We start from the raw sequence: 23,147 nt of genomic DNA, 5'->3' as shown, positions 1-23,147 counted from the left end.
CTGAAATATTGATAAATCTTAAAAATTTGGAGGGAATTGATCACTTAAAAAGAAAGATTTGGGAAAAGCTTGTGAGACGGACGAAGCAATCCAAATTGTATTTCTGTATTTATAAATCTTATTGGCATTTAATGTTAAGGGGTGATTTGGATAGAGAAGATAATTTAAATTATTTTACGGCACTCCCTAATTCGGGGGCGGGTATAGGTCATCAAATGGCCAATTGGATTGCGGGGCTGTGGTTTGCCAAAAAATTGGATTTAAGATTTGCACATTCACCATTTCCTAATCCGATTTGGGAATATTTTTTAGGTTTTGGAGAAGAGGAAATAACTGCTGACGTCTTAATTAAAAATCATGGATATAAAAAAATTAAACTCCCTCTATTCGATGAAAATAAAAAAGATGAAATAGCCCTGATTAAGAATATCATTAATTCGTATCAAAATAAAAAGGTAGTGTTCTTTGCAGAACAAGATCAATATTATGGAGATCAATTTGGAGTGATGGTAACTTTAAAACAAAAATTCCATAATGCAAAGGCCAGACAATTCGATCATGTAATTTACTCAAAAGACCATTTTAATATAGCTATCCATGTAAGAAGAGGCGATATAACTATAGGTCAGCTCAATAAAAATCCCAATTTATTGATGCGATGGCAAGATAATGATTTCTTTACCAATGCTCTGGATAACGCTATTAAAAAAGTGTCATCGGAAAAACCAATAAGGATATTTTTATTTTCCCAAGGGAACATTGAAGATTTTAAAGAATTTGAAAAATATAAATGTATAACCTATTGTTTGGATATGAATGCAAAGGATTCTTTTTTACATATGGTCTATGCAGACATGCTTATTACAAGCAAAAGTTCATTTTCCTATAAACCTGCTCTTTTAAATAAGGGTATAATTGTGAGTGCCAAAAACTTTTGGCATGGTTACCCTAAAGATGAAAATTGGTTATTAACGGATGATAAAGGTTTTTTTATTTAAAAAATGAGATTATTACTAAAAATACTAAAAAAGGCACATAAATTCTTATTTCCAAGTTCTCATTCCGAAGGTAGGAATTGGAAAATGTTTTCGAACAAGGAATATGCCAACCAGCTTATCTATGATACGTTAATGGCAGATAAGCCATGTATGGTTGCCCGTTTTGGTTCTACTGAAATGGCTGCCTTAGCCAACTACATAGGCGTTAAACGAAAAAACCAGAACAAAAAAGAATTCATTACCGGAAAAAGTTTAAAATGGTGGTGGGAACCCAACGTGATCAACCAAATGCAAGTGTGGAGCGGGTTTTTCCCCCCTACCCAAGATAAGATTGAAAGATTCTGTGATTTAATGCTGCAAGAAGTGCCGCAAGTGGATATCTTGGGTTCGTGGTTGCACGATGAAAAACACTTGGCTCAAGGATTGGTGGAATCTAAACGAGTAATGTTGGAAGATTTGGAGCCTTTTTTTTGTTCCAATCCTTGGACCAGGGCCTTGGCTGGGAAAAAAGTATTGGTAGTGCATCCCTTTGCGGAAACCATAGTGGTACAGTATAATAAAAGGACACTGTTATTCGAGAAAGACCTATTGCCAACGTTTGAGCTAAAAACCATTAAGGCTGTACAAAGTGTGGCTGGGTCAGAAACCGAATTTAACGATTGGTTTGAGGCCTTAGACCATATGAAGGCACAAATAGATGCTACTGATTATGATATCTGCATTATTGGTTGCGGAGCTTATGGGTTTCCTCTAGCCGCACACGTAAAGCGCAGTGGTAAAAAAGCCATACATATGGCTGGGGCCACCCAATTGCTTTTTGGAATAAAAGGAAAACGATGGGAAAATTATATTGTCTGGCCTTATATGAACCTTTTTAATGAACACTGGGTAAGGCCTGGAAAAAATGAAAAACCTAAAAATGCGGCTGCTGTTGAAGGGGCCTGTTATTGGTAAGATTATTTCAATATGAAAACATCTCAATTAGTTACAAGAATACTTTGGATACCCTTTGGCCTGATTAGAGGGTTGTTAGATTTGGCTAATCAAAAAGCACGTGATATTGATAATAGAAGACGTTTTCCACAAGCCATAATAGATCAAAATTCTAGTTTTACCAATGGAGTTACTATAGGGAAAAATTCACATATTTGTAGTAATTGCATTGTAAACAATAGTCACGTTGGTTCGTATTCATATGTTAATTATGGAACTTTGATTCAAAATACTACTATTGGTAACTATTGCTCAATTGCTCATCATGTAAAAATAGGTCTCGGAGCACACCCTTTAAATATGTTTTCAACTTCTCCAATTTTTTATAAAACCAAAAATGCCTTGAATGTAAGGGTACTTCAGGATGATCTAGACTTTCAGGATTATGCCCATATTACAATCGGAAGTGATGTTTGGATAGGCGCAAATGCCATAATTATGGATGGTGTGACAATTGGCCACGGTGCCGTAGTCGCAGCTGGGGCAATCGTCTCCAAGAATGTTCCTGCATACGCTATAGTAGGGGGGGTGCCGGCCAAAATTATCAGGTATAGGTTTACTGAAGAGCAAAGAAAGGCCATTTTAAAAACGCGTTGGTGGGAAAAAAATGCAATTGATGTCCAGGCTATGAAAGATAATTTGACCGAAATTGTAAATTGAGAAAAGTAATAAATTATAAAAATATGCAACATTATTTTAGTTTGCTTTTTAAAGGAGTCAGAAGAAGTAATATTATTTTAAATAATATTATAAATAATGTATTGTGTAAGATTATGTTTTATGGAAATAGGGTTAGCCATAAAAATTTTCATACTAATGGACTACCATATGTAATGGTTGCGATAGATGGAAATTTTGAAATAGGAAATAATTTTAGAATGAACAACAATATTTCCTCTAATCCAATTGGCTGTATCCAGCCTTGTATATTTTTTGTAGATAAAAAGGCAAAATTGGTGATAGGGAATAATGTAAATATTAGTCAAACAACTTTGGTATGTCACCTTAATATTTCAATTGGGGATAACGTCAAATTAGGCGGAGGGGTTTGTATTTATGATACTGATTTTCATAGTTTAGATCCAAATCTTAGAGTTAATGCTAAATTAGATCAAAGACATAAAGTTAAACAACCAATAAATATAAATGATAATGTTTTTATTGGAGCTCATTCAATAATTTTAAAGGGCGTTACTATTGGTGAAAATTCAATTATTGGCGCGAGATCCGTTGTGACTAAGAGTGTTCCGGCGAATGAAATTTGGGGAGGGAACCCTGCTAAGAAAATAAAGGAATTAGTCGTTTAATTTGGATTGTAGATTTATCCAATCATCTTGGGAATATTTAAAGCATACTGGATGTCTAAATTTTTAAAAAACTGTATACTTATTGGAATATTTTTAGTTACTCTTTATTCCATAAACTCTTGGACAGATCTCCCAGTTGGAAATACAACTATTTGGTGGGCTGTTTTTATTTTGATATTAATAGCTTTTGTTCTAGCAAAAAATAAATTTTATGACAAGGTTAATGATTCCAATATAATCTTTATTAAGTTATATCTTTTTTGGAATATTGTTTGTATTGTAAGAGGCTTATTTGTAGCACAAGATTATTGGGAATGGAAGTTTTTGACTCAAACGTCAATAGTTTTGTTGTTGCCATTGAGCATATTTATCTCTACAAATACGTTTGTGGTTCAAACCATTGTTGGTCAGTGGATTAAATATGTTTTTCCTGCTTTTTTTATTTTTTATTTTTTTATGCATGCGGAAGCTGTTGGCCATTATTTGATTCCTGTAAGTTTTTTATTGCTGTTCTTTCCGTTTCTTAATTCGAAATGGAAAATCTTAGCAGTATCTATTGTAATGGTTGTATTGGCTTCCAATCTCGGGGCAAGAAGTAACGTAATCAAGTTTATGGTTCCAATAGCCTTGTCCTTGCTCTATTATTTTAAATCCCTAATAAATATTAGGTTAATATCCTTAGCTAGAATAATACTGCTTGGTTTACCAATTGTCTTTTTAGTTTTAGCTTTGACCAATACGTTCAATGTTTTTAAAATGAGTGAATATATCGAAGGTAATTATAAGTTGGAAAACAAATCAACTCCAAATGGTGGGCGAGAAGACTTAACTTCGGATACCCGAACATTTCTATATATAGAGGTAATTAATTCAGCCCTTAAGTACGATTACGTTTGGTTGGGTCGTACTCCAGCGAGGGGTAATGAATCTCCATCATTTGGCCCGCAAATAGATAAAGATTTGAAAACCAAAAAGATGGAACGTCATTCTAATGAAGTGTCTATACTCAATATTTTCACTTGGACAGGGATCGTAGGTGTACTTCTCTATTTCTTTGTGTTTTTTAAAGCCTCCTTTTTGGCCATTAAAAAATCAAATAGTTGGTTTATGAAATTGCTGGGAATCTATATTTCATTTCGTTGGGCCTATGCCTGGGTTGAAGATTTTAGCACTTTTAACTTATCTTATTTATTTCTTTGGATTACGATAGGGATGTGTTTCTCAACAGCATTTAGAGAAATGACAGACCTTGAATTAAAGAACTGGGTACGTGGTATTTTTGATAAAAGATATAGGCAGGCGATTTTAAAATTACAATTGGCCGCTCCACATAAAGTATAGCAAATCTTATATTTTTCAATTTAAATAATCTACTTGCATTATGATATTTATCGTTATTCCTGTTTTTAACCGTTGGCATTTTACAAAAGCTTGTATTGATAACTTGCAAAAACAGTCGTATACAGATTTTAAGATCATTGTAGTAGATGATGGTTCTACCGATGGTACTTCCGAAAAATTGGCTAGTGCATACCCCGAGGTCAAGGTATTGAACGGGAATGGGTCATTATGGTGGACAGGGGGCATAAATTTGGGTATTACCTATGCCTTGGAAAACAGGGCAGATTGCATTTTATCTCTGAATAATGATACTTTGCCTACTGTTGACTATATAGAACAGTTGGTAAATGCATCAAATATGAAACCCGGAGCGCTGATTGGTTCTACTGGGATTGATGTGAATACCAAAGAGATTAATTATTGTGGGGAGAGGATCAAATGGCTTACCGATAGTGCAGAAAGTTTAAAAGATAGTCTAGGGAAAGAGAACATGAAGGGCTTACATGAGGTATCTTATTTTCCGGGACGTGGCTTGTTGATACCAAAATCAGTTTTTAGTAAAATTGGGTTGTTTGACCGAGAATACTTTCCCCATTATATGGCCGATTACGATTTTACATTTAGGGCGCGAAAGGCCGGGTTTAAAGTATATTGTTGTATAGAGGCAAAATTGGGAACATACCCCGAGGCAAGTGGTGCCAACCAATTAATGGCCCAAAAAAGTTTTAAAAATTATAAAGAACATTTATTTGGTATGAAGGGAGCGGCCAATTTGAAGTATTACTATACCTATGTAATTAGGCACTGTCCAATTTATCTATTGCCAATAAGTGTCACAATTGGAACTCTTAAACGACTGACCAGTTATTGGATTAAGCCTAATTTTATGTAAGTACGCTAACCCTATTATTTTAACAAAACGAAATTCTTGTAAATTCATATTAATGGGAATTATAAACTACCTCAGCTATTGTTATGGCTACATTAAAATTTAGAAGACAGTTTTTATTGACTCCCACTGATACGGAAGAATTGTCAGATTGGAATCATGAACGTTTAGCGTCATATAATCTTTATTCCCATCCAGATTGTGCTAAGTATAAGGTTGCTATTAGGACTAAGGAGGGGGTGATATTGGGACATGTACTTGATCCTAAAAAACCCGAGCGCTCCACTATGGATATCTTAAGGGATATAGTCATGCAAGAAAATGAAACTGGGGTAGCGAAAGAGCTGTATGGCTTGGTGGGGCGCTTTGTATTGATCATTAACAGTAATGGTCGTTTCGTATTTTTTAATGATGCCTGTGGCTTAAAATCGTTTTTTTATACAAAGTATGAGGGCCAGTTACATATGGCATCTCAACCCTTATTGCTAAAGATGGTAACCGGCAATCTCATTGTAAAAGGAGAGCGCTATAATAGTTTCTTTGATTCCGAATATGTTAAACGGAATAAAGAAAGTTGGTTCCCTAGTGGCACGTCTCTCTATGAAGGAGTTTACCATCTGGTTCCCAATCATTATTTAAAGTCAGAAAGTTTGGAACAGGTTCGCTATTGGCCAATCAAAGCCTTGGAATTAGAAGATTATGAAAGCTCATTAAAGAAGTTTTCCAACCTTTTGCGCATGACCATGGAAGCCGGAAGCAAAAAGTATAATTTGGCACTGGGGTTAACAGCAGGTTTTGATAGTAGAATTATATTGAGTGCTACAAAAGGTGTAAAGGATAAAACGTTGTATTATACCCTGCAATATAGAAATTTAACTAAAGATTCCAGAGATATAGCCATACCATTAAATCTAAAAAAAGTATTGAAAATCAATCATAAGTTAATGGACTGTAGAATTCCATTGGATAAAGATTTTGGTAGGATTTACGTAGAAAATTCCGACATGGCCCATTTGGACGATTGGGGGTTTATAGCTAATGGGATTTCCAAAAACCTGCCTAAAGATGTTATGGCTATAAAAGGGAGCTGTTCCGAAACTGGGCGTTGCTATTTTTATAAATCAGGGAAACATCCAAATTTTTCTTCCAGTTCGGATATAGTAAATTATAATCGGAATTGGAAGGGAATCCGTTTTATTGAGGAACGGATATCGGATTGGTACGATGAGGTTAACAAAGAATCAGTGAACAAAGGATATAATATATTGGATCTCTTCCATTGGGAAGTAAGCACAGGAAGTTGGCAGACCCAAAACCAATTGGAGTGGGATTTGGTACATGATACCTTTACGCCATTTAATAACAGGGAACTCTTGGATATTATGCTGCATATAGATACTAAATTTCGCTCCAAGCCGGATTATATTTTGTATACGGAAACAATGAAACTATTGTGGCCAGAAGTATTATCCCAGCCCATAAACCCTTTATCCAATAGAGATTGGTTAAAAACGAATATTAAAGTGGCCTTAACGAAAGTAGGATTTGAACGATTTAACCATTAGGAAAAACATTTCAATTATTTTTTAAGAATGGATTAGTTGAGGTGGAACAATCCTTACTGGTTACATTTAAAATCAATACTTTAATTTTATGAAGCTTGCACCCATTTTATTATTCACATATAAAAAATATGAGCCTTTAAAATTAACAGTTGAAGCATTGGCCAAAAATCAACTAGCTCCTAAATCTACGTTGTACATTTTCTCTGATGGTCCGGCAAATACCTCCGATATGAAACAAGTAGAAGAGGTTAGGAAGTATATTAAGAATGTTTCTGGATTTAAACAGGTATACTTAATAATTTCTAAAACCAATAAAGGTTTGGCGAATTCAATTATTGATGGGGTGTCAGAGATATTAAAAACCTATGAATCGGTCATAGTATTGGAAGATGATTTAATTACAAGTACCAATTTTCTCACCTATATGAATTGTGCATTGGAATTTTACAATACCAATCCCAAAATTATGTCAATCGCAGGGTATTCGCCAACTATAAATGTTCCAGACGACTACTGCTATGATAATTATTTCACCCTTAGGGCCAGTTCTTGGGGATGGGCAACATGGAAGCAAAAATGGGAGGTCGTAGATTGGTCCGTCGGGGATTATAGGGAGTTTAATAAAGATAAACGTGCCAAGAAAAGATTTAATAGTATGGGTTCTGATATGTCACGTATGTTAGAAAAACAAATGAATGGGAAGTTAAATTCCTGGGCTATACGTTGGTGTTACCACCAATTTAAATATGAGTTGTATACCGTGTTCCCAACTGTTTCGAAAATCAATAATATTGGTTTTGGAGGAGAAGCCACACATACTTTTGGCAAAAACACTGATTTGCGTTTCAATAGCTACTTTGATACTTCAAATAGATTTGAATTTAACTTTAGTAAGACAATTGTATTAGACAGAAAATTCATTAGGAAGTTCGTGATTCCATATAGTTATAAAACAAGAATTTTCTACAAAATTAAAAATCTACTTAGGGTATGAGGTTGTTGTTATTAAAGAATCTTAAATATCTTCAATAGAAAAGAACTATTAAATAATACCATAAATTAAATAACAATGGACTATATAAGTACATGGTTTTGCGCAGATAAGGAGGGGGAGGAAAGTAATTATGCTCAAACGGGTGAAAAGTCTTCCTCAAAAAAACACCAAGATATCTATTGGCGGTGTATTGTTGTTTTTTTTATATCTAGCAAATATCAAAATCCTTCCAAAAAGCATCTGCTTTTTACGAATGTGAATAAATTGCCAAATGTAGATGGCATTGATTTGAATGTGCTTTTTCAAAAATTAGAAATAGAAATTGTTTATGCCGCATATAAATATAAAACGCCAATCGGTTATTACGGAGCATGGCGGAACCAGTTTTATATTTTTTCTGTGTTAGAATATATCGCAGATAATTTTAAACTCGAATCTAACTTCTTGATCTTGGATTCAGACTGCGTAATTACTAAATCCACAGATAGTTTATTTAATGATGCTAGGTTAAATGGAGGGTTTCTATCCTACATTGTTGAATATGGAGAACAACATGTAGTAAATGGTATTTCTAGAAGAGATATGAAAATAATTTATGAGGATCTTTACGGTGGTATCATATCACATGTTCCGGAGTATCACGGGGGTGAATTTTTTCTTGCCAATGTAGTAAATATTACACAGATTTATAAAGACTTTGTAAACCTTTGGCCGATTCTTTTAGAAAGACACAATAAAGAAAAAATCAAATTTAATGAAGAGGCACATACTTTGAGTTTTCTTTATTTTAAAAATAATTTACAGGGGGGTGGCGCCAATTCTCATATAAAAAGAATATGGACTAATCCGGTATTTTATAGGAATGTGTTGAAAGATGATGTGTTATTAACAATTTGGCACATACCAGCTGAAAAAACAGTCGGTTTTAAATATTTATTTGGTAAGTTCAAGGATTTAGATTTTAATCTAACTGAAAATAAATTTGAATTCAAAAAATTGATATCAAAACAGTTTGGAATTCCCAATTTAACTCTAGGTCATAAATTGATGTACTATTCACTGGCTTACAAAAAAGCAATCAGAAAAAGATTGAATTTTTAAATAACGGTAAAATTTGTAACACTCTATAAATCGAACTTTTCGTAATAAAATGAAGCCTAATTTATTGTTTATTCTGCATGTTTCACCCCCTGTAAATGGTGCAGCTATGGTTGGTGATTATATATCAAAAAGTCCTATTATCAATAGAACCTATGATATAGACTATATTAACCTTACTACATCTTTTACTTTGGATAAAATAGGTAAAGGTGGAATAGGGAAAATTCAAGGCACTTTTAAAATTCAGAGTAAGGTACTCAGGGCATTGTTAAGCAATCGTTATGAACTTTGTTATATGACATTAACTGCTAGAGGAGCAGGGTTTTATAAAGATTTTTTTGTGGTTCTTCTATTAAAGTTGTTTGGTAAAAAGATAATCTATCATTTTCATAACAAAGGGGTGCAGGAAAATAGTAAAAAATGGTACAATCATTTGTTATATCGCATCACTTTTCATAATACCCAAAGTATTCTTTTGGCGCCAACATTATATAAGGATATAGAACGCTATGTCGAAAAAGATAAAGTGCATTTTTGCCCTAATGGTATTCCTGATTTAATGGGAAAAACTTTGGTTAAAATTGAAAAGACTAAGAAGGCTGAGATCTGTCAGTTTTTGTTCCTATCCAATATGATGGAAGAAAAAGGAGTATTCGAATTATTAAAAGCATGTAAGATTCTAAAGGCTAAAAAGACAGCTTTCCAATGTCATTTTATAGGAGCTTGGTCAGATATCTCAGAAAGGAGTTTCATGGATCTTGTTGATCAATATGATTTAACGAACAATATTCTTGTTCACGGAAAAAAATACGATGCGGAGAAAATTCAATTTTTTAAAAATGCAGATATTTTTATTTTGCCTACATTTTATCATAATGAATGCTTCCCTTTAGTGCTTTTAGAGGCTATGCAACACGCCTTGCCAATTATCTCTACTAAGGAAGGTGCCATATCTGAAATGGTAGTAGATGGCGTAACAGGGGTTGTGATAACTCAAAAAAACACCCAAGAATTAGCAGATAGAATGGAAATGCTAATGAATGATCCTGATTTAAGAGAAAAAATGGGTGCTGCAGGACGGAAACGTTATGAAAAACTATTTACCCTTACAGTCTTTGAAAATAAATTAAAGTCCATTCTTACAGATGCTATTGATAAAGTATAGCATTCTATTTAGTACGATCACTTTTTTACTATTTGATAATTTTTGAGGTTAATTAATTGATAGAAATTATACGCTTTCTTTTGTTCTAAATTTCTCTAAGGAATATCCAAAAAAATAAATTTCAAAAGACTATGATAAGCAATACCAGCACACGTTGTATGGGGTATGATGTATTTACCGGAGACCTTGGGGTTTTGTTGGCCATGCAAAAAGCAACTGTTAATACAATCAATCAATACTCCTATTGCGTGGCAAAAAAGGATGAAACTTTTAGTCAAGCTCTAAGGCAGTCAGATATTCTTTTACCGGATGGAATTGGAATAACCGTAGCGGCCAAAATATTAAATGGTGATAAAATTAGGAAAATAGCAGGTGCTGATCTGCATGCCTATTTATTGGAGCATATGAACCTTAAAGGGGGGTCTTGTTTTTATCTAGGTTCTTCCCAAGCAACCCTTGATAAAATTAAAAAGCGTTTATCAACCGAATACCCCAATATAAAGGTCGGCACCTATTCTCCTCCATATAAGCCCGTATTTTCATTGGTGGATAATGATAAAATGTTAGCCGCTGTAAATGGCTTCAAACCTGATGTTTTGTTTATAGGAATGACGGCACCAAAACAAGAAAAATGGAGCAGGCAGCACAAGGATCAGCTCGATGCCGGTCTTATTTGTGCTATCGGAGCGGTCTTTGATTTTTATGCGGGTACAGTCCAACGTCCAAGCAAGGTTTGGAGGGATCTAGGTTTGGAATGGCTTGGCCGTCTAATTAAGGAGCCTAAACGTATGTGGAAAAGGTACCTCTATAACGGCGTGATATTTTGTGGCTATCTTTTGAAAGAAAAATATTATCATGTTGCGAGAAGAAAAGGCAGCTATCAGTGATCAAGAACTTCTATTTAGATTTTAAAAACTATAAAAATCCCCCCATTTAGAACAATCGAAGTCCATAATCTCAAGTTCAGATTGTGATATGAATGAATTTTAATTTTCTAAACTGGAGGCAAGAAGTTAAATCGGTAATGCCCCAAAAAACCGTAAACCTTACCTTTTTAACTCATATGAATATGAAAAAGTCTTATTTTATTCTTCCTATCTCCGTAATATTCCATGTAGTTACTATTAATCTTATCTTGTATTTGTTTACACCAGAGACTTATGGTGTTGGTTTCAGTATATTGTACTATAATATTACCTGGTTTTTGGTGACCTATAGCATAGACTTTTATCACTTGGCAAGAAGGGATGGGTTTATGTCCAATTTTGGAAATTTTTTACGTGCTTTTATAATTTATGGGTTTGTCTATTTTGCGTCCTTCTCCTTTAGGGACCACATCCCTTATAACTTTGCTTATTTAATGCAGATCTATCTATTGATTTGTTTAACAATTACGGCATGGAGGGTTTTCTTCTTTTGGGCGAGGAGGTTGTACAGGGCCAAAGGAGGTAATTATGTCAGGGTAGTAGTAATAGGCAGGGATGATAATTTAAAAAAAATAAGAAGGGTATTTGATAATCCTGCATTAGGGTATCGCTATGAAGGTTATTTTGATAATTATAAATCCAATAGTCCCACCTACCTGGGCGATATCAAAACGGCATACACCTATATCTTTGAAAATGATATAGATGAGGTGTATTGCATGGCCTCAAAACTTTCCAAAATAGAATTGAAACAGTTTATTTCAATTGCGGATAATAGTTTAAAGAAAATTAAGATAGTACCGGACAACAAGGAGCTGATCTCAAGAGCAATGTCCATTGAGCTTTATGATACTGTTCCTGTGCTCAATTTACGAGAATCTCCTTTGGAAGTGGAGTACGCCAATGTAGTAAAGCGATTATTTGATCTGGTCTTCTCGAGCATGGTGATCATATTATTGCTGTCCTGGCTAACACCTATAGTTTACATACTCTTAAAACTCGATTCTAAAGGTCCTTTATTCTTTAAGCAGAAAAGGCATGGGGCAAACAGGGAAACCTTCTGGTGTTATAAATTTAGGTCCATGACCCCCACCAAAGAAAGTGATACGGTGATGGCAACCAAGAATGATATGAGGATAACCCGCATGGGAAGAATTTTGAGGAAAACCAGTATCGACGAACTTCCGCAATTTTTTAATGTACTAAAAGGGAATATGAGCGTGGTAGGGCCCAGGCCACATATGGAGTTGCATACCCAACAATATGAAACTTCTGTTGATAAATACCTGGTTCGCCACTTTTTAAAACCTGGTATCACGGGCTTGGCACAAATAAAAGGTTATCGTGGAGAAATAATTGATCATTCAGATATAGTCAATAGGGTGCGCTTGGATATTTTTTACATGGAAAAATGGTCTATAAAGTTAGATGTAGTAATCATTTATTATACCTTGGTCAACGCAATGCGTGGACAGGAAAGGGCATATTGATTCATGAATTAAACGTGGGATAAACTCTCAGATTTCTAGGCAAATGCAAAGAATAATTAAATAATTTTTAAAAAATATGGCGAAGGAAAAATATAAATATTTACCTATCGAGTCAGAAGGGCAAGAGGTCAATGTTAGGGAAGTATTGGACAAATATCTAAGGTATTGGCCGTGGTTTATAATTGTCACTATTTTGGCATTAGGGGTGGCGGTGTCATACTTAAAATATGCGATCCCAACTTATAAAACTGTTACTAGTATCATAATCAAGGATGAGGATAAAGGGAATTCCCCAGATCGGTCTGCTTTGGTAGACTTAGGGGTGTTCAGTGGTATGGGCACTAATAGCGTGGCCAATGAACTGGGCTTGTTAATGTCCAAAAGAATGATGACTAATACTGTTAAAGCATTAAATCTTAATGTACAATATTTCAACGATGAAGATTTCGTATTAAAAGAACTTTATGAGGATAGTCCACTTCAGGTTAAAGTACTTCGTTTAGATGAAAATAGATTACAAAGAGCTATTAAGGAGGAAAAGAATGGCTACAAGGTCCATAATCTTGGCGATGGTAATTTAAAGCTAGTAAATGAAACTAGTGGCAAAACTGTAAAAGCTACTTTTAGAAATCCCATTGAATTGGATTTTGTAGATTTTATAATTGAAATGAATACGGATTCATTTATGTCCAATAAAAAATGGAAGACTGTACTTATCAATTTTGTACCCTTGGAAAGTGTGGCAGTAGCCTATAGGTCTAAGTTGGTAGTGGAACTGATAGAAGAGAAATCCACCCTCATACAATTGAGTTTGGAAGATCAGGTGAAAAAAAAGGCCCAAGATATTCTCAATCAATTGGTATATGAATATAACCGGGAAGCCATAGATGAGAAAAATTTAATAGCCAAGAATACGGCCTATTTTATTGATGAGCGTTTAAAGATTATCAATCAAGAATTGGATTCTGTAGAGACAGGTAAAGAACAATTTAAAGAGGCCAATAACCTAACAAATATTGATGCAGAATCCTCAATGATCATCCAAAACGTAAGTGATTATAATAAGAGGCAGCAAGAAGTGGGAACGCAGTTGGAACTTACAAGTTCAATGCTGAATTATATGGATTCGGAAAAGACCGTACTGTTTCCTTCCAATTTAGGGATTGAGGAAACCAGTGTAAACCAGTTGATAGAGGAATACAACAAATTGGTGATAGAACGCAACCGTGTTTTAGCAGGGTCTACCGAACGTAATCCTGTGGTGGTTCGTTTAGATAGCCAAATAGCGCAATTAAAGAATAGCGTAAAAGTCAGTTTGGAGGGCAGACGAAATAATTTAATTATTGCTAGTGATAATTTACGGAGGCAGTCAGGAAAGCTTGGTTCCCAAATTTCAGAGGTACCAGGCCAAGAACGTCGATTTAGGGGTATAGAGCGTCAACAGAATATTAAAGAGGCATTATACCTGTATTTGCTGCAGAAACGAGAGGAAAATACCTTGGCATTGTCCGTGACAGCCCCAAAAGCGAAGCTGGTAGATCAAGCCTATAGTATGGGAGGGTCTATTTCACCAAGTCCAAAAATAGCCCTAGGAATAGCCTTAATTGTAGGACTGATGTTTCCGGTAATCGTAATACAAGGCAAAGAACTATTAAACAACAAAATTAAGGACCGTAAGGATGTTGAGAAAATTACCAAAACCATTCCTATTGTAGGTGAATTACCTAAGGTAGAGAGAAAGGAGAAAGAATTGATTGCCAACAATGATCGCACCATTCTATCGGAATCTTTTAGGATTCTCCTTGCAAATTTACAATATGCTTCTGTAAAAAGTAATGATAAAAAAGGGGGCTTATGCATTTTCGTTACCTCTACTATTAAAGGGGAAGGTAAAACCTTTACCACCATGAATTTGGGGATGACCTTGGCCATGACAGGAAAAAAAGTGGTGGTAGTTGGGGGTGATCTTAGAAATCCTCAATTACATCGCTATGAAAATGGATTAAATAATGTACTTGGAGTCAGTAATTACTTGGTAAATAGGGAGCAAGAGCTGATGCATTTAATTCAGGATTCAAGTCAGCATCCTAACCTTAAATTACTGCCTTCTGGGACTATTCCGCCAAATCCTGCGGAACTGTTGCAGTTGGATAAAATGGGCCTAATGTTCAAAGAACTGGAAAAGGAATACGATTATATATTGGTAGATACAGCCCCGGCCATGTTGTTGGCAGATACTTTTTTAATGAACAAATATGCAGATATCACTTTATATGTAGTACGCGCCGCTTTTACAAAAAAGAACTTGTTAAATTTTGCTGTTGATTCTAAAAAAGAGGGAAAACTCAAAAATGTGAGTTTCGTACTTAATGATGTGGGACTCGGGAATTTAGGGTATGGTAGTAAATACGGTTATGTTTACGGGGAAAATCAACCCGGGTTTTGGAAACGGTTAAAATATAACTTCTAATATAGCAACAAAAAGTTAATTAGCACTAGGTCCAAGAAATAGGCTTTAATAAAGGAGTGGTTTTTCAAGGGTTTGGCAAGTATAAAATAACTTGCCAAACCCTTATTTAATTATATTAAGTTTTGACTCCACACCAATTGATGATTAGACTAGATTATATAAAAGGGATTACAATGATAAATATGGCAATCTAATTAAATTGGCCCAAGGCCTTTATTTTTTTATTTTGTAATTTCTTATAGTAGAAGGTCTTATATATTGAATATCAAATTTTGAGTTATCGTTTAGATGTTTTCAATCTCAATTTGAATTTTAATCCAAGTGTACGTCAATCTATATTTAAAACGTCATAGTAAAAGTTATAATTACCGCTTCTTCCAATTAATTCTGTTTGATATCACAGATTATTGGGATTGTAATTTTAATTAAAATGTAAAGAGAAAATGAAAAATTGGATGGACTGTAGACTTATATTCGATATTGTCACAACAGAAAGTTTTTGTTTTGGGTATCTTGGGCGACTATTCTTGTAGGTCTAATAACCTGTTCAAAGATCATTATTGACCTTAGTAGAATAACCATTAATTTGACGCACCATTGATATTTACAATCTATAAGGTGCAGTCGATTAGGATTTGAGAGGGTAGAATTGTTGAATCAATATCCGCCGCCCAGATATTGTTATCCCATCCTATCACTGTCCCACAATTGCCTTTGTTCCAAACACTATTTTGAGTTCCGTTCTTATTCACCCAATTAACAGAATTGTCTCTTATTTCATTAGAAGAACAAACACTTGTTTCCGTATATTGGTTCCATATATAAATACCTACATTGGTAAAAGTTTGTTGTTTAGCATAAACAAAATTGTTTAAAATTTTAATGTTGCTCCCAGCGGCAATAGCAATACCGTATTGTCCAGGATCTACAAGAATATTATCTTTCACTACTATATGGCTTCCACCTTTATCACCAGTCATGATGCCACCGCCACTATTACTCGGACCTCCTCCTCTAATCCAATTTCCAATTACTTCTATAGGACTTGAAATAGTACCGTGGGTATTATAAAGGTTAATAGCATCTTCTGGATTACTTTGTCCCATAATATTCTCACTCACATTATAGTTAATTTTATTCCCTTCACCAGTTACACCATTAAACTGTACCATTTGGCCTCTAGGAAACGGTCCCAAAGCATTCTTTACTTCAATATGAGTTACTAAGACTCCTTGGCTTATTTGTGCATAGACTCCCGAAGCAACAGCTTCCATCCTTACATTTCGGATTTCAATGTTTTCACAACTTGTTAGATTTACTCCATTGCCAATGGAATGGTGTAAATAACTTTTTTCAATAATTACGTTTTTACAGTTAACTAAGGTGATGGCATGTCCCGTGGGATTACTAATGTCCAGTCCACTAATAATGGTATCATTTATTCCACTTAATACCAGTGGTTCGGAAGCATTATATGGACCACAATAAGTAGCTCCAGGTTTATTGTTTATTTCTACATCTGGTTGGTTTGGTGTAGATATATTATCCTCTGAATCTGGTGTATCCGGTGTAATTGAAATATCTTCTATATCAGTACGTTCTTCGTTAATAAGTATTTCCGCTAATAGATCACCATCTTTTTGGCAAGAGGATGTAAAAACTACCGTAAGAACTATAAGTAGGGTATGGACAATACTTTTCATTAAAGAGGTTTTGGGGTAAAGCTATATAGCACTGTTTTCTCTATTTTATCTTATTTGTTATTGACTAAAGCATTAATAACATAGGTAATAGTATACAACGCTTAGAATCTTAATAATAGTATTGGGGGAGGAGGTATAAATTTGATAAAAAACACGCTATAATTACGTGTTCCTGGTACTAAAAAGACGTCCTAACCCCTATTTTTATTATATCTGCGAATATCAGGCCTTTAATTAATATAATCGCAAAAGAAATCGGATAGAATTTAGTTAAAATCGTTGAAATGCATTTTTAGGACTAGGTCACGTACTGGTATTTTGTAAAACACCTTGAGACTTGCGCTTTTTTGTTTGGAGTAGGCGTAGAAAATTATGAGGTATTGGTCTCGTGGCGAGAATTACCTAACGCTCAGTCCCGCCCGAACATCTTGAAAGTGGAAAAGTCGGCATGTTATGCCGTGTTTTTGTTTTGCCCGCTTTCGCTCAAATAAATTTGGCTCAGCACTTAAAACAAAAAAGACCTGATAATTATTCTATTTATTAGGGTTGCGATTTGGAGGCGAGAATTACCTCACTTCGTTCGGTGAGTCCCACCCGAACATCTTGATAGTGGAAAAGTCGGCATGCTATGCCGTGTTTTTGTTTCACGTGCCCTCGCTCAAATAAATTTGGCTCAGCCCTTAAAACAAAAAAGCCCCGATAATTACTAGATTAATTGGGTTATCGTTCTGGAGGAGAGAATTACCTCACTACGTTCGGTGAGTCCCGCCCGAACATCTTGAAAGTGGAAAAGTCGGCATGCTATGCCATGTTTTTGTTTCACGTGCCCTCGCTCAAATAAATTTGGCAAATGTTTGTCAGATAAGGTTTTGAGGTATTTGAGGCGAGAATTACCTCACTTCGTTCGGTGAGTCCCGCCCGAACATGTTGAGAAGAAAAGACCGGTCCTTTCAGGACTGTTATTTTTGTTTTGCCCGCTTTCGCTCAAATAAATTTGGCTCAGCACTTAAAACAAAAAAACCAAAGCTTTCGCTTTGGTCTTTTCTTCATCTGTACTCGAGGCGGGACTTGAACCCGCACGGACTAATGTCCATTGGATTTTAAGTCCAACGTGTCTACCAATTCCACCACTCGAGCCTCTGCTTGCGCAGCGATCCTACCATTGGTAGAACGTGGATTTTATATGAGCGAAAAACGGGATTCGAACCCGCGACCTCCACCTTGGCAAGGTGGCGCTCTACCAACTGAGCTATTTTCGCGAATGTTAAGAACGTTTGCCCATAGGGCCACATCTTTGTCTGATGCGGATGCAAATTTAATACAATTCTATAAAAGGCAAAGAAATTTGTTCAAAAAGAAATAAAAAAAATAAACCCCTACATTCCATAGCCCTCAGCCCTTTCTCCCTATACCTTTCAGGGCCTTAAGTACCAAGCAAATACGGCTGTACCTCCGCTCTCTAAGCGTTTTTCTTTTTGGTGAGCAAGCGCTGAATTTCGTTCAATTTCATCAAGGCCTCCACTGGGGTAAGCGTATTAATGTCCAAATGAAGGATTTCTTCTTTAATTTGGGACAACAAAGGATCGTCCAAATTAAAAAAGCTCAGCTGCATTTCATTCTGGGCAGCCTTGAGATTATCCGTCAGCTCTTCATTGGAATGGGATTTTTCCAGCTTCTTCAGTATTTTATTGGCCTTATGGATTACCTGCTGCGGCATCCCCGCCATTTTGGCCACATGGATCCCAAAACTGTGTTCGCTGCCCCCAGGGGTGAGTTTGCGCAAGAACAAAACGTTGTCCTTGAGCTCCTTTACGGAAACATTGTAATTTTTTATCCTCGAAAAGGTGGCTGTCATCTCATTGATCTCATGGTAATGGGTGGCAAAGAGCGTTTTTGCCCTGGCAGGATGCTCGTGTATATACTCAGAGATGGCCCATGCTATGGAAATACCGTCATACGTACTTGTGCCACGTCCTATTTCATCCAAAAGCACCAGACTCCGCTCGGATAGGTTGTTCAATATTGAGGCTGTCTCGTTCATTTCCACCATAAAAGTGGATTCCCCCATAGAAATGTTGTCACTGGCGCCTACTCTGGTGAAGATCTTGTCCACATATCCAATTTCGGCCGACTCCGCAGGGACAAAACTTCCCATTTGTGCCAAGAGAACAATAAGGGCTGTTTGCCGCAAGATGGCCGATTTACCACTCATGTTGGGTCCCGTGATCATAATGATCTGCTGTTCCTCCCGGTTCAAGGTCACATCATTGGCAATATAAGCCTCTCCCAAGGGCAATTGTTTTTCTATGACCGGGTGGCGACCGTTTTTAATGAGTAGTTCCGTAGAATCGTTCATGGTCGGGGCCACGTAATTATTGTCTTTTGCCAATTGGGTAAACCCGCAAAGGCAGTCCAGCTGGGCAATCAATTGTGCGTTGTTCTGTACCGGGGTAATATACTCCTGCATCCAAACGATCAGTTGGGAGAACAGTTGTTGCTCCAAATTTTGGATGCGCTCCTCGGCACCCAGAATTTTGGATTCATATTCCTTTAATTCCTCGGTAATATACCGCTCTGCATTCACCAAGGTCTGTTTGCGGATCCATTCTTCTGGCACCTTGTCCTTATGCGTATTGCGGACCTCTATATAATATCCAAAAACATTGTTGGAGGCGATCTTCAGCGAGGTGATCCCCGTGCGTTTGGTTTCCCTTTCCAACATTTTGTTGAGGTAGTCCTTTCCGGAAAAAGCCAAGCCTCTCAGCTCGTCCAGCTCCTCGGAGTACCCTTTGGCTATGGTAGTGCCCTTAAGAATGTTCACCGGGGCTTCCTCACTTACCATTTCCTTGATCTTGCTCCTGAGAAGCTCACAAGAATGTAGCTGGTCGCCAATGAGTTTTACGGCTTCATTGGGGCTCTTGGTGGTCAGTTGTTTTATAGGGACAACGGCCTCAAGGGAGTTCTTTAATTGGATGACCTCCTTGGGACTGATTTTTCCCGTGGCCACCTTAGAGATCAAACGCTCCAGATCCCCCATCTGTTTAATATTGTGCTGCAGCTTCTGCAGGGTAATGGGGTCCTCGTAGAGATAGGAAATGACCTGATGGCGTCTTCTTATCTTTTCAATATTCTTCAAAGGGAGTGCCAACCACCTTTTTAACAAGCGCCCGCCCATAGGGGAAATGGTCTTGTCTATAACGTCCAATAAGGTTACCGCATTGAGATTGTTGGAATGGTAGAGCTCCAAATTTCGGATGGTAAATCTGTCCATCCAGATATATTCTTCTTCAGCTATACGCTGTAATCTATTGATATGTTGTAATTGTCGATGCTGTGTTTCCGATAGATAGTGCAACACGGCCCCCGAGGCCACCACCCCATACGTTAAATGGTCCACCCCAAAACCTTTAAGGGTGCTGGTCTTAAAATGATTGGTCAAGGTTTCTAAGGCATAATCTTCTTGAAAGATCCAGTCTTCGGTAAAAAAGGTGTGAAACTGTTTCCCGAAAACTTCCAGAAATTCCTTTTTATTGGCCTTGGAAACCAATACCTCGTTAGGAGAAAAATTTTGCAGTAATTTATCGATCTGCTCCTCCGTTCCCTGGGAGGTGAGAAACTCCCCCGTGGAAATATCCAAAAAGGAGACCCCTATGGTCTTACGGCCAAAATGAACGGCACACAAGAAATTATTGTCCTTGGCATTCAGGATGTCATCATTAAAAGCAACCCCTGGGGTTACCAATTCCGTGACTCCCCTTTTTACAATGGTCTTGGTCAGTTTTGGATCTTCCAATTGGTCGCAGATCGCTACCCGTTGCCCGGCCTTTACCAATTTAGGCAAATACGTATTTAAGGAATGATGTGGGAACCCGGCCAATTCCGTCCGGTCCCCGCCGTTATTTCTATGGGTGAGGATAATACCCAGTATTTTGGAGGCCTTTACGGCATCTTCCCCAAAAGTCTCATAAAAATCGCCTACGCGGAACAACAATAGGGCATCAGGATATTTGGTCTTGATGGTATTGTACTGTTGCATTAAAGGGGTTACCTTTTTTGTTTTTTTTGAATTGGCCAAAGCGATTTTATTAACTTATTTTTGCAGAAATCTTATAGTAACGAAAGTACCATTTTCTTTAGGGTTGGCAAACCATTGTTGATATTTTGGGAATAACTTTTAGTCCGTCTGGGCTTTGAGGTTCCTTAGATAACTAGAAAAGTGGATCATAAAAAGTATACATGCGAAAATTAGAGAACAGCGAGCTGAACAGATTGGATGTCAACGAATTTAAAGAGGCGCAAAAGACCCCTATAATCATAGTGCTGGACAATGTCAGAAGCCTTAACAATATAGGTTCCGTCTTTAGAACGGCCGATGCCTTTTTGGTAGAGAAAATTTATCTGTGCGGTATCACGGCAACCCCTCCCCATAAGGATATCCATAAAACGGCCTTGGGCGCTACGGATAGTGTAGCTTGGGAATACAGGAAGGATACCATGGAGTTGATAGAGGAGTGCAAAGGTTTGGGCTATGAGACCATCGCCATAGAACAAGCGGAAAATGCCATAATGCTCAACGACTATAGCCCAGCAACAGGTAAAAAACAAGTGTTGGTCTTTGGGAACGAAGTTAAAGGGGTGGCCCAAGACGTGGTCACAGCCTGCGACAAAGTTATTGAAATTCCGCAGTACGGAACCAAGCACTCCTTGAACATATCGGTAAGTGCGGGAGTGGTGGTCTGGGACCTCTGGTCAAAAATTAAACTGGCCGCTAAATCCGGCGGAAAATAAAAAGACCCAACCGTTAAGTTGGGTCCAGGTATAAAGATTGAGTTAGTTAGTTTCGCCATTAAAAGCACTGCAATTAAGTAAATCTGATTGATTTATACAATTATTGGGTGAAAATATACATTCTAGGGTAGGGAGACGGTAAATCTTTGTATTTCATCCAAGATGAACTCGTAATCGTTCTGGTTTTGTACAAAGTCGAGCTCACTCACATCAATAATCAAGCTCTTGCGTTCCGGAGAACTTTTGATAAAATCCAGATACCCTCTATTGATCTTATCCAAATACTCGGCTGAAATGTTCTGTTCGTAATCGCGCCCCCTCTTTTTGATATTGGATAACAATCGCTCTGAGTTTTGGTACAGGTATATAAAAATATCGGGCTTCACCACCTCTTTGTGCATAAAGGTGAATACCTTTCTATAAAGGGAAAACTCCTCTTTTTGAAGGGTTACGTTGGCAAAGATCAAAGATTTGTAGATATCGTAATCACTGACCATGAAATTCTTGAACAGATCAAATTGTGAGGTGTCGTCCGTAAATTGCTGGTACCTATCGGCCAGGAAAGACATCTCCAAAGGAAAGGCATACCGGGATTGGTCCTCATAAAATTTGGGTAGAAAGGGGTTGTCCGCAAATCGCTCCAAAACCAATTTGGCATTAAAATCATCGGCGATCATTTTGGCCAAGGTGGTCTTCCCCGCTCCAATATTTCCTTCAATGGTGATAAAATGTAGTTTGGAAAAAAGTTCTTCTTTGCTTTTGTACAATTTAAGTAAGGTTTTTTCCATGACACTTTTATCTGGACATTCTTGCAACAGATTTCTGGTGTCTTTGTTGATGATGGGATGGTAAAATTGAGGGGCAATATCCGCTAACGGCCGTAAAACAAACCGTCTATTTTGAAGATTTGGGTGTGGGATCACCAAATTCTCGGTATTGATCACCTCCCGCTCATAGTACAAGATGTCGATATCTATGGTCCTGGGTTGGTAACCTTCCTCATTTCCCCGTTTTCTTCCCAATGATGTTTCTACCTCCAAGATGGCCTCCAAGAGCTGTTCCGGTGACAGAAAAGTTTGAAGTGACAGGCATGCGTTTAGGAAGTCTTCCCCCTCAAAGCCCCATGCGGGAGTTTGATAGACAGAAGAAAGCCCTGTAATAAAACCTGCTTTTTTTTGAATAGCGAACACAGCCTCCTGCAAGTTGTTCAACTTATTGCCTAGGTTGCTTCCTATAGATAGATATGTGGTCTTGGAATTATTCATAATTGGGAAAGCAAAATAAATAAAAGTAAGCGACTTAAATTACTATTATCCATAAAACAATTGAAATAAATATTTGTAACAAATCTTATCAGTTTGCGACTATATAGGTAGCGCATTGTGAATACAGAACATTTACAATGCCTATCTTTGAA

16 protein-coding genes, 2 tRNA genes and 1 pseudogene are annotated in these 23,147 nt (G+C 36.8%); 14 read left to right on the top strand and 5 right to left on the bottom strand.

The features are described 5' to 3' along the window. The first annotated feature begins 26 nt into the window (after positions 1-26). The 13 genes and pseudogenes from ABXZ32_RS11765 to ABXZ32_RS11705 all read left to right on the top strand — a co-directional run bounded on the left by ABXZ32_RS11765 (position 27) and on the right by ABXZ32_RS11705 (position 15,239). Positions 27-998, top strand: a complete 972-nt coding sequence (locus ABXZ32_RS11765; RefSeq protein WP_354618869.1) for an O-fucosyltransferase family protein — start codon at positions 27-29, stop codon at positions 996-998. A 3-nt stretch (positions 999-1,001) separates the two neighbouring features. Then, positions 1,002-1,952 (top strand): GT-D fold domain-containing protein, encoded by a 951-nt coding sequence (locus tag ABXZ32_RS11760; RefSeq protein ID WP_354618868.1) that lies wholly within the window; start codon positions 1,002-1,004, stop codon positions 1,950-1,952. Between the two features lie 438 nt (positions 1,953-2,390). Next, a pseudogene (locus tag ABXZ32_RS15780) lies at positions 2,391-2,651 on the top strand (CatB-related O-acetyltransferase); the annotation flags it as partial. After that, positions 2,648-3,298: an acyltransferase gene (locus ABXZ32_RS11750; protein WP_354618866.1), complete on the top strand. Its 651-nt coding sequence runs from the start codon at positions 2,648-2,650 to the stop codon at positions 3,296-3,298. The pseudogene ABXZ32_RS15780 and the gene ABXZ32_RS11750, both read left to right, overlap by 4 nt. 51 nt (positions 3,299-3,349) lie before the next feature. Continuing rightward, complete coding sequence (locus ABXZ32_RS11745) at positions 3,350-4,639, top strand: hypothetical protein (protein ID WP_354618865.1); 1,290 nt, start codon at positions 3,350-3,352, stop codon at positions 4,637-4,639. A 40-nt stretch (positions 4,640-4,679) separates the two neighbouring features. Beyond that, the gene (locus ABXZ32_RS11740; RefSeq protein WP_354618864.1) at positions 4,680-5,531 is read left to right on the top strand and encodes a glycosyltransferase family 2 protein; all 852 of its coding nucleotides are present in this window, start codon (positions 4,680-4,682) and stop codon (positions 5,529-5,531) included. An 83-nt stretch (positions 5,532-5,614) separates the two neighbouring features. Beyond that, positions 5,615-7,093, top strand: a complete 1,479-nt coding sequence (locus ABXZ32_RS11735; RefSeq protein WP_354618863.1) for a class II glutamine amidotransferase domain-containing protein — start codon at positions 5,615-5,617, stop codon at positions 7,091-7,093. Positions 7,094-7,181: 88 nt separating this feature from the next. After that, a complete protein-coding gene (locus ABXZ32_RS11730) occupies positions 7,182-8,087 on the top strand; it encodes a glycosyltransferase family protein (protein ID WP_354618862.1) in 906 nt (301 codons plus the stop codon). 75 nt (positions 8,088-8,162) lie between these two features. Continuing rightward, the gene (locus ABXZ32_RS11725; protein WP_354618861.1) at positions 8,163-9,188 is read left to right on the top strand and encodes a hypothetical protein; all 1,026 of its coding nucleotides are present in this window, start codon (positions 8,163-8,165) and stop codon (positions 9,186-9,188) included. A 49-nt stretch (positions 9,189-9,237) separates the two neighbouring features. Continuing rightward, the gene (locus ABXZ32_RS11720) at positions 9,238-10,353 is read left to right on the top strand and encodes a glycosyltransferase family 4 protein (protein ID WP_354618860.1); all 1,116 of its coding nucleotides are present in this window, start codon (positions 9,238-9,240) and stop codon (positions 10,351-10,353) included. Between the two features lie 131 nt (positions 10,354-10,484). After that, complete coding sequence (locus ABXZ32_RS11715) at positions 10,485-11,240, top strand: WecB/TagA/CpsF family glycosyltransferase (RefSeq protein ID WP_354618859.1); 756 nt, start codon at positions 10,485-10,487, stop codon at positions 11,238-11,240. Between the two features lie 182 nt (positions 11,241-11,422). After that, positions 11,423-12,769 carry an undecaprenyl-phosphate glucose phosphotransferase gene (locus tag ABXZ32_RS11710; protein WP_354618858.1) on the top strand — a complete coding sequence of 449 codons (1,347 nt, stop codon included), beginning with the start codon at positions 11,423-11,425 and terminating at the stop codon, positions 12,767-12,769. A 76-nt stretch (positions 12,770-12,845) separates the two neighbouring features. Beyond that, positions 12,846-15,239 (top strand): GumC family protein, encoded by a 2,394-nt coding sequence (locus ABXZ32_RS11705; RefSeq protein WP_354618857.1) that lies wholly within the window; start codon positions 12,846-12,848, stop codon positions 15,237-15,239. A 611-nt stretch (positions 15,240-15,850) separates the two neighbouring features. Here the strand turns inward: ABXZ32_RS11705 and ABXZ32_RS11700 are convergent. The 4 genes from ABXZ32_RS11700 to mutS all read right to left on the bottom strand — a co-directional run bounded on the left by ABXZ32_RS11700 (position 15,851) and on the right by mutS (position 20,978). After that, positions 15,851-16,942, bottom strand: coding sequence for a right-handed parallel beta-helix repeat-containing protein (locus ABXZ32_RS11700; RefSeq protein ID WP_354618856.1), 1,092 nt, complete (start codon positions 16,940-16,942; stop codon positions 15,851-15,853). Between the two features lie 1,053 nt (positions 16,943-17,995). After that, positions 17,996-18,079, bottom strand: a tRNA-Leu gene (locus ABXZ32_RS11695). A gap of 49 nt (positions 18,080-18,128) precedes the next feature. Then, a tRNA-Gly gene (locus tag ABXZ32_RS11690) sits at positions 18,129-18,201 on the bottom strand. Between the two features lie 200 nt (positions 18,202-18,401). Then, positions 18,402-20,978 carry a DNA mismatch repair protein MutS gene (mutS, locus tag ABXZ32_RS11685; RefSeq protein ID WP_354618897.1) on the bottom strand — a complete coding sequence of 859 codons (2,577 nt, stop codon included), beginning with the start codon at positions 20,976-20,978 and terminating at the stop codon, positions 18,402-18,404. Positions 20,979-21,178: 200 nt separating this feature from the next. Between mutS and ABXZ32_RS11680 the strand changes: the two genes are divergently transcribed. Beyond that, positions 21,179-21,730, top strand: a complete 552-nt coding sequence (locus ABXZ32_RS11680; protein ID WP_354618855.1) for an RNA methyltransferase — start codon at positions 21,179-21,181, stop codon at positions 21,728-21,730. Positions 21,731-21,852: 122 nt separating this feature from the next. Here the strand turns inward: ABXZ32_RS11680 and folK are convergent, their stop codons facing one another. Continuing rightward, positions 21,853-22,995 (bottom strand): 2-amino-4-hydroxy-6-hydroxymethyldihydropteridine diphosphokinase, encoded by a 1,143-nt coding sequence (gene folK / locus ABXZ32_RS11675; protein WP_354618854.1) that lies wholly within the window; start codon positions 22,993-22,995, stop codon positions 21,853-21,855. Between the last annotated feature and the right edge of the window lie 152 nt (positions 22,996-23,147).

This window comes from Sediminicola luteus, from assembly GCF_040566555.1.
GTDB lineage: Bacteria > Bacteroidota > Bacteroidia > Flavobacteriales > Flavobacteriaceae > Sediminicola.
This window is presented reverse-complemented; position numbering and strand designations above follow the sequence as displayed.

Coding starts and splice junctions, on each gene's coding strand:
- ABXZ32_RS11760 (WP_354618868.1), top strand. CDS start 1,002: ATGAGATTATTACTAAAAATACTAAAAAAGGCACATAAATTCTTATTT.
- ABXZ32_RS11680 (WP_354618855.1), top strand. CDS start 21,179: ATGCGAAAATTAGAGAACAGCGAGCTGAACAGATTGGATGTCAACGAA.
- folK (WP_354618854.1), bottom strand. CDS start 22,995: ATGAATAATTCCAAGACCACATATCTATCTATAGGAAGCAACCTAGGC.
- ABXZ32_RS11740 (WP_354618864.1), top strand. CDS start 4,680: ATGATATTTATCGTTATTCCTGTTTTTAACCGTTGGCATTTTACAAAA.
- ABXZ32_RS11745 (WP_354618865.1), top strand. CDS start 3,350: ATGTCTAAATTTTTAAAAAACTGTATACTTATTGGAATATTTTTAGTT.
- ABXZ32_RS11720 (WP_354618860.1), top strand. CDS start 9,238: ATGAAGCCTAATTTATTGTTTATTCTGCATGTTTCACCCCCTGTAAAT.
- ABXZ32_RS11715 (WP_354618859.1), top strand. CDS start 10,485: ATGATAAGCAATACCAGCACACGTTGTATGGGGTATGATGTATTTACC.
- mutS (WP_354618897.1), bottom strand. CDS start 20,978: ATGCAACAGTACAATACCATCAAGACCAAATATCCTGATGCCCTATTG.
- ABXZ32_RS11735 (WP_354618863.1), top strand. CDS start 5,615: ATGGCTACATTAAAATTTAGAAGACAGTTTTTATTGACTCCCACTGAT.
- ABXZ32_RS11730 (WP_354618862.1), top strand. CDS start 7,182: ATGAAGCTTGCACCCATTTTATTATTCACATATAAAAAATATGAGCCT.
- ABXZ32_RS11700 (WP_354618856.1), bottom strand. CDS start 16,942: ATGAAAAGTATTGTCCATACCCTACTTATAGTTCTTACGGTAGTTTTT.
- ABXZ32_RS11725 (WP_354618861.1), top strand. CDS start 8,163: ATGGACTATATAAGTACATGGTTTTGCGCAGATAAGGAGGGGGAGGAA.
- ABXZ32_RS11710 (WP_354618858.1), top strand. CDS start 11,423: ATGAAAAAGTCTTATTTTATTCTTCCTATCTCCGTAATATTCCATGTA.
- ABXZ32_RS11705 (WP_354618857.1), top strand. CDS start 12,846: ATGGCGAAGGAAAAATATAAATATTTACCTATCGAGTCAGAAGGGCAA.